Below are 6,293 nucleotides of genomic sequence, written 5' to 3' on the forward strand. Positions count from 1 at the left end.
CGATGCGCCCCCCCCCGATCCGGGCAGCGGCTGTGAGCGGGGGCGGGGGGGGGCGGGCGGCGACGTGCAACGTAACGCCACGGGTTGCGGGGGGGGGGGCGCGGGGGGGGCGCGGCGGCCCGCGACTCCAGAGTGCGGGGGAGCAGGGTCCGTACCGCGCTGCCCACGCCGCCGATCCGCAGCGGCCCCAGCACCTCGTCGTTGAGATCGTGCAGGTCGGCCTCGGCCGCGGCGAGCTGGCCGAGGACCCGCTCGGCGTGGGCGGCGAGCACGCGGCCGGCGTGGGTGATCCGGACGCTTCGGCCCTGGGGTTCGAGGAGCGCGTGGCCCGCTTCGCGCTCCAGCTTGGCGAGTTGCTGGGACAGCCCTGACGGGGTGATGTGCAGGGACTCCGCGGCGCGGGCGATCGAGCCGTGCGCGGCGACGGCGGCCAGGGCCCGGAGGCGGTCGACACTGAACACGTTACAAATGCTACCGAATCTTGCTCCGAACCTGTTGCTTTTCCTTGTGCTTCAGGGCGGGCAGGGTGATCGCATGACGGTGAGGAACAACTCGGCCGGTGCGCGCGTGACGCCCGGCGCACACCTGGACGGCCCACGCCGGGGCGGCATACGGGGCCGCGGCGACCCGGCGGTGCTGATGGCGATCGCGGGCTCGGCCTGCATCTCGGCCTCGGCCGTGTTCGTGAAGCTGTCCGGTACGAACGCCGGCACCGCCGCCTTCCTGCGCTGTGCGCTCGCGCTCGTGGTCCTCGCACCGCTCGCCTGGCGCGAGGTGCGCAAGGTCGGACCGCGGTCGCGGCGCCACCTGCTGATGGACATCGGCGCCGGGGCGCTGCTCGGCGTCGACATGGTCTTCTGGGCGGCGAGCGTCCTGAATGTCGGCGCCTCCGTCTCCACGGTGCTGCTCAACCTCCAGGTCGTGTTCTTCCCGCTGCTCGCCCGCGTGGTCTCGGGCACGCCGCTGTCGCGGAGGTTCCTGCTCCTCGTACCGCTGATGCTGCTCGGCGTCGCGCTCGCCGCCGGGGCGATCGGACACGCGGAGCCGGGGAGCGACCCCGTGGCCGGCGTCCTGTACGGGGTCGCGGCCAGCCTCGCGTACGCCGGATATCTGCTGCTCATGAGGCTCGGCGGCGGGCAGCGGCACGTCATCTCGCCGGTGTGCGTCTCCACGGCCGCCGCGGCGGCGACGGCGGCGGCCCTGGGCGGTCTGTGGACCGGCATCGACGTCAACCCCGGCTGGCCCGCCTGGGGTTGGCTCATCACCCTCGCGCTCGTCGGGCAGGTCCTCGCCTGGCTGCTCATCACCTCCGCGCTGCCGAGGCTGGCGGCCGACGTCGCCGCCGCGCTGCTGCTGTTGCAGCCCGTCATGGCCTTCGGTCTCGGCGCCCTGATCGGCGAACGGCCCACGGCGACCCAGGCGGCCGGCTGCGTCCTGGTGATCGCGGTGGTCTGGTACAACAGCCGCCCTGCCGCGGCCGCCGACGGCCGCTGAGCTGGTCGGACATGCGAGTCCCTGCCAGCGGTTGCAAGCCGCTGGTGATCATGGACGCCCGCACCATGGATAGAATTCAGGCGAATTGTCTACTGCGCAAAGGAGACGCGTGTCCGCAGAACCGCAGACTCGGGCGAGAGTCGAGCTCTCGTACCTGGCGACGATCGAGGACTTCCGCGAGGGCCTGGGGGCCCGCGCACGGGCCTCGGCCGCCGCTCGCCGGACCCGGCTGCTGCTGATCGCCGCCGCCGCGATGCTGCTCATCGGCGCGGTGCTGGGCTGGGTGAAGAAGGGCAGCGTGGACCTTCCCCTGATGGTGGTGCCCGCGGCGGTGCTGTTCGCGCTGCTCGGCGCGCCGCGGTTGCAGGCCCGCCGGTTCCACCAGATCGCCGCCGCGAACGGCGCATGCCGCACGGTGGTCGACGAGACCGGCATCGCCGTCGCCAATGAGCGGCAGACCAGCGCGCAGAACTGGCAGGCGATGCCCCGCTACGTCGAGACGCCCCGGGTGTTCGTCCTCTTCAGCGCCGACAAGCACGCCTCCTGCCTGACGATCCTGCCCAAGCACGGCGTGCGGGACGAGGCCGACGTCGAGCGGCTGCGCGCCCTGTTCGACCGGCACATGACCCGCGTCTGAGGCACGCGAGCACTCGGAACTTCCTCACTCCGGCAGCAACTCGCCCCCGCGCCCGGCGACTTCCTGGCGCAGCGCGTCCCGTACGGCCCGTACGGCGGGATGGGTGACCGCCTCCCGCCGTACGGCCAAGGTGATCGGCAGCCGGATGTCCACCTCCTGGGGCAGCAGCCGCCGCAGCCCCGAGCGGTGGGTGAGGAAGGCCGGCAGCACGCCGATGCCCGCTCCCAGGCGGGCGGCCTCCAGCTGGGCGAAGACGTTCGTGGAGGAGAACGCGGGCGTGATGCCCGGCAGATGGCGCTCGATGTCGAGATCGCCGACCTGGAGCATCGACTCGATGTAGAAGATCAGCGTGTGGTCCCGCAGCTCGGCGGCCGACTCGGGGGAGCCGCACCGGTCCAGGTACTCGCCGCTCGCGTACAGCCCCAGCGCGTAGTCGGTGAGGTGCTCGGTCACCAGGCGGTTGCCCGCGGGCCTGCCGATGGCCAGGGCGAGGTCGAAGCCGGACGGATGGAGGGTCAACTGCCGCGTCGCCGTGATGAGTTCGACCTGGAGGTCGGGGTGGTCCCGGCGGACCCGCGCCAGCGCGGGGGTGGCGATCACGGTGCCGAAGGCGTCCGGGGCGCTGACGCGCACGGTGCCGTGCAGCGAGGGCGAGTCCTGGCCGGACACCGCCTCGGCGACGCGGGCCAGCGCGTCCTCGATCGCGCGGGCGTTCTCCGCGACGGCCTTCCCGGCGTCCGTGAGCGCCCACCCCTCGGCGCCCCGCTCCATCAGCCGCAGCCCGAGGCTCTTCTCCAGCGCGGCGATCCGCCGGGAGACCGTGGTGTGGTCCACACCGAGCGCGTCGGCCGCGGCCACCAGCCGCCCGGTGCGGGTGACGGCGAGCAGATAGCGCAGGTCGTCGGCGCGGATCCGGCGGGGATCGACCGTGCCGCGCCCGCCCCGCCGCGCAGGCGTCGCGTTCATATCGGCCGTACGGGAACGAGGAGAGGGCACCTGACCAGCATATCTGCGAAACCGCACATCCCGTCTGCATTTTTGGTGCTTGAACGCACATCACCGGCAGGGCCAGAGTCGAACCGCCAAGAGCGCCCCGCTCCCTCCTGATGAGAGGTTCACCATGACCGCGAACCTGTCCCTGCCCCGGATCATGCGCATCGGCCGCGGCGCCGCCGACGAACTGGGGGAGGTCGCCAAGGGGCTGGGGCTGAGCCGCCCGCTCATCGTGACCGACGCGTTCCTGGCCGGTACGGGCGCCGCCGGGCAGCTCGCGCAGACGCTGAAGAAGGCGGGGCTGCACCCGCTGGTGTTCTCCGGCACCGTGCCCGACCCGACGACCGACTCCCTGGCGCCGGGCGTACAAGCGCTGCGCGAGCACCGCGCGGACTCCGTGATCGGGTTCGGCGGCGGCAGCCCGATGGACACCGCCAAGGCCCTCGCCCTGCTCGGCGTGCGCGGCGGCCACATGCGCGAATACAAGGCCCCGCGCGTCAACCTCGGCCCGGCGCTGCCGGTCATCGCGGTCCCCACCACCGCCGGCAGCGGCTCCGAGGCCACCCAGTTCACCATCGTCACGGACAGCGCCTCGGACGAGAAGATGCTCTGCGCCGGCCCGGCGTTCCTGCCGCTCGCCGCCGTGGTCGACGTCGAACTGACCCTGTCGATGCCGCCCCGGCTCACCGCCGACACCGGCATCGACGCCCTCACCCACGCCGTCGAGGCGTATGTCAGCCGCAAGGCCAACCCGTTCGCCGACAGCCTCGCCCTCACCGCGATCGGCACCATCGGCCGCCATCTGCGCCGCGCCTACGCCGACGGCGGCGACGCCGAGGCCCGCGAGGCGATGATGCTCGCCGCGACCCAGGCCGGCATCGCCTTCTCCAACTCCAGCGTGGCACTCGTCCACGGCATGAGCCGCCCGATCGGCGCGCACTTCCACGTCGCCCACGGCCTGTCGAACGCCATGCTCTTCCCCGCCGTGACCGCCTTCTCCGTGGACGCCGCGCCCGGCCGGTACGCCGACTGCGCCCGCGCGCTCGGGGCCGCGACCGGCGAGGACGGCGACGCGTCGGCCGCGGCCCGGCTCGTACAGGCGCTGCGCGACCTCTGTACGGACCTGGAGGTGCCGACCCCCGCGTCCTACGGCATCGACAAGGACGAGTGGTTCCGCCTGACGCCGCTCATGGCCGAGCAGGCCCTCGCGTCCGGCTCCCCGGCCAACAACCCGAAGGCGCCCACCGCGGAGGAGATCCAGCGTCTCTACGCCGAGATCTACGCCTGAGCCGCCCCGAACGGGACGGCTCACACGGCAGGCCGGAGCGGCTCGGCGCGGCAGCCGCTTCGGCCGCGAGGTGCCGAGCCGAGGCGTCGTCCCCCGGCCGGAACTCCGCCGGCCGCCGATTGCGCCTCCCACGCCAGGGACCGGCGGGGCCGGGGTGACATGCCTGCCGCGACGCATCCCTGCCCGCCGCGCATCGCGGCTGCTGACCGGCGGGGCGCGTCACTCCGCGGCGCTCCGCAGCGCCGCGTCCAGGAAGCGGCGGATCAGCGTCCGCTGCGTGTCGGGCAGATGGACGAGGCGCAGCGGGCTCGGCGGCGCGTTGGTGAGCGGGATGAACCGCAGCGCCGGATGCTGGGCGCGCCGCTCCGCGACCTCCGGGACGATGCCGATGCCCCGGCCCGCGGCCACCGTCTCCAGCCACTCGTCGTAGTTCGCCGTCTCGATGACCCGCTCCGGACGCCGCCCGTCGGGCCACGACCAGGGGCCGGTGGTCCCGCTGACGGTGTTGACGACCAGCGCCCAGTACGGGACGTCCGCCCAGTCCAGACGCGTGAAGCGGGCCAGGTCGCTGCGGTCCGAGCAGACGGCGACCCGCGGCTCGTCGTACAGGCGCACCGTCCGCATCCCCGCGGGCACCTCGGTGTCGCCCCGGACGAGCGCGATGTCCACGGTCCGCTGCCGCAGCGCCCGCACCGGATCGTCGGTGCGGGTCAGGCCGACCGACGCCCCCGTGTCCTCCTCGAAGCGGCTGAACGTCCGCTGCGCCCAGGGGTCGGGCAGCAGCCAGCTGAAGCCGAGCCGCAGGGACCCGCTGTGCCGGACGGCGGCCAGGGCGTCGTCCAGGGCGGCCAGCACCCGCTCGGCGTGCTCCAGGAACCGCGCGCCCGGCTCGGTCAGCTCCACATGCCGCGAGGACCGGTCCAGAAGCAGCACGTTCAGCCGGTTCTCCAGCTGCGCGATGGTGCGGCTCAGCGCCGGCTGGGTGATCAGGAGCTCCTCGGCGGCCCGCGAGAAGGACCGGTGGCGGGCGACGGAGCTGAAGGCCCGCAGATGGCGCAGTTCGATGTCCATGCTCGTCGCGGCCTTCACCGGCATCCATGCGCGTCATGCATAGCAGCAGCCTAACGGGCATTTCTCAGGCGCGTACGGGCTGCCTAGCGTCGAAGGCAGCCCCCGAACGCCGGCAGGAGAACCGCCGGGAGAACAGGAAGGTGACCGCAGCCGTGCACCCGTCAACCCCGCCCCCGCCTCCGCCCCGTACGACATCCCCCTGGGCCATCGTCGCCCAGGGAGCGGCGGCGCTCGCCGCGGGCATGGGGGTCGGCAGGTTCGTCTACACGCCCATCCTGCCGCTGATGCGCGATCAGGCCGGGCTCTCCGCCGCGCTCGGGGCGAACCTGGCCACGGCCAACTTCATCGGCTACCTCCTCGGCGCCCTCGCCGGAATCGCCGCCCCCGCCGTCGTACGGTCGGCGGCGGCGCTGCGCGGATCGCTCGTCGTGCTCGTCGGCACGCTGGCCCTGATGCCCGCCACACACGACGGCACGGCGTGGTTCGCCCTGCGGCTCGTGGCGGGCGCGGCCAGCGCGCTGACCTTCGTGATCGCCGTCAGCGCCATGCTCACCGGCCTACGGGCACACGCCCACCACCTCGTCGGCTGGGCCTTCGGCGGGGTCGGCGCCGGCATCGCCCTGTCCGGCCTGCTGGTCGTCGCCGTCCAGGCGGCCGCCACCTGGCAGGCGGCCTGGCTGACCTGCGCCGCCCTCGCCGCGGTGCTCGCCGCGCTCGCCTGGCCGCTGGCCCCGCACCGGCACGCGGCCGAACACTCCGCGGCGGCCGAGCCGGCTGGCCGGCCCCGCACCCGCCGCTGGTTCGTCGCCC

General features: G+C 73.8%; 7 protein-coding genes. 4 read left to right on the top strand and 3 right to left on the bottom strand.

The window, feature by feature from the left end:
* Positions 1 to 461, bottom strand: a 461-nt coding sequence (locus tag ACFU99_RS18345; protein ID WP_384392865.1) for a LysR family transcriptional regulator, incomplete at its 3' end; no start/stop codon positions are given.
* Positions 462 to 534: 73 nt separating this feature from the next.
* On the opposite strand from ACFU99_RS18345, the gene ACFU99_RS18350 reads away from it, so the two are divergent.
* A complete protein-coding gene (locus tag ACFU99_RS18350) occupies positions 535 to 1,494 on the top strand; it encodes a DMT family transporter (protein WP_384392868.1) in 960 nt (319 codons plus the stop codon).
* 109 nt (positions 1,495 to 1,603) lie between these two features.
* The gene (locus ACFU99_RS18355; RefSeq protein ID WP_384392870.1) at positions 1,604 to 2,131 is read left to right on the top strand and encodes a YcxB family protein; all 528 of its coding nucleotides are present in this window, start codon (positions 1,604 to 1,606) and stop codon (positions 2,129 to 2,131) included.
* A gap of 24 nt (positions 2,132 to 2,155) precedes the next feature.
* Here the strand turns inward: ACFU99_RS18355 and ACFU99_RS18360 are convergent, their stop codons facing one another.
* Positions 2,156 to 3,127, bottom strand: a complete 972-nt coding sequence (locus ACFU99_RS18360; RefSeq protein ID WP_384392873.1) for a LysR family transcriptional regulator — start codon at positions 3,125 to 3,127, stop codon at positions 2,156 to 2,158.
* Between the two features lie 124 nt (positions 3,128 to 3,251).
* Between ACFU99_RS18360 and ACFU99_RS18365 the strand changes: the two genes are divergently transcribed.
* Positions 3,252 to 4,412 (top strand): iron-containing alcohol dehydrogenase, encoded by a 1,161-nt coding sequence (locus ACFU99_RS18365; protein WP_384392876.1) that lies wholly within the window; start codon positions 3,252 to 3,254, stop codon positions 4,410 to 4,412.
* Between the two features lie 219 nt (positions 4,413 to 4,631).
* On the opposite strand, the gene ACFU99_RS18370 is transcribed toward ACFU99_RS18365, so the two are convergent.
* A complete protein-coding gene (locus ACFU99_RS18370) occupies positions 4,632 to 5,507 on the bottom strand; it encodes a LysR family transcriptional regulator (RefSeq protein ID WP_384392879.1) in 876 nt (291 codons plus the stop codon).
* Positions 5,508 to 5,725: 218 nt separating this feature from the next.
* Here ACFU99_RS18370 and ACFU99_RS18375 point away from each other — a divergent pair.
* Positions 5,726 to 6,293, top strand: a 568-nt coding sequence (locus ACFU99_RS18375; RefSeq protein WP_384392882.1) for a YbfB/YjiJ family MFS transporter, incomplete at its 3' end; no start/stop codon positions are given.

The organism is Streptomyces sp. NPDC057654, assembly GCF_042800135.1.
Taxonomy (GTDB): Bacteria; Actinomycetota; Actinomycetes; order Streptomycetales; family Streptomycetaceae; genus Streptomyces.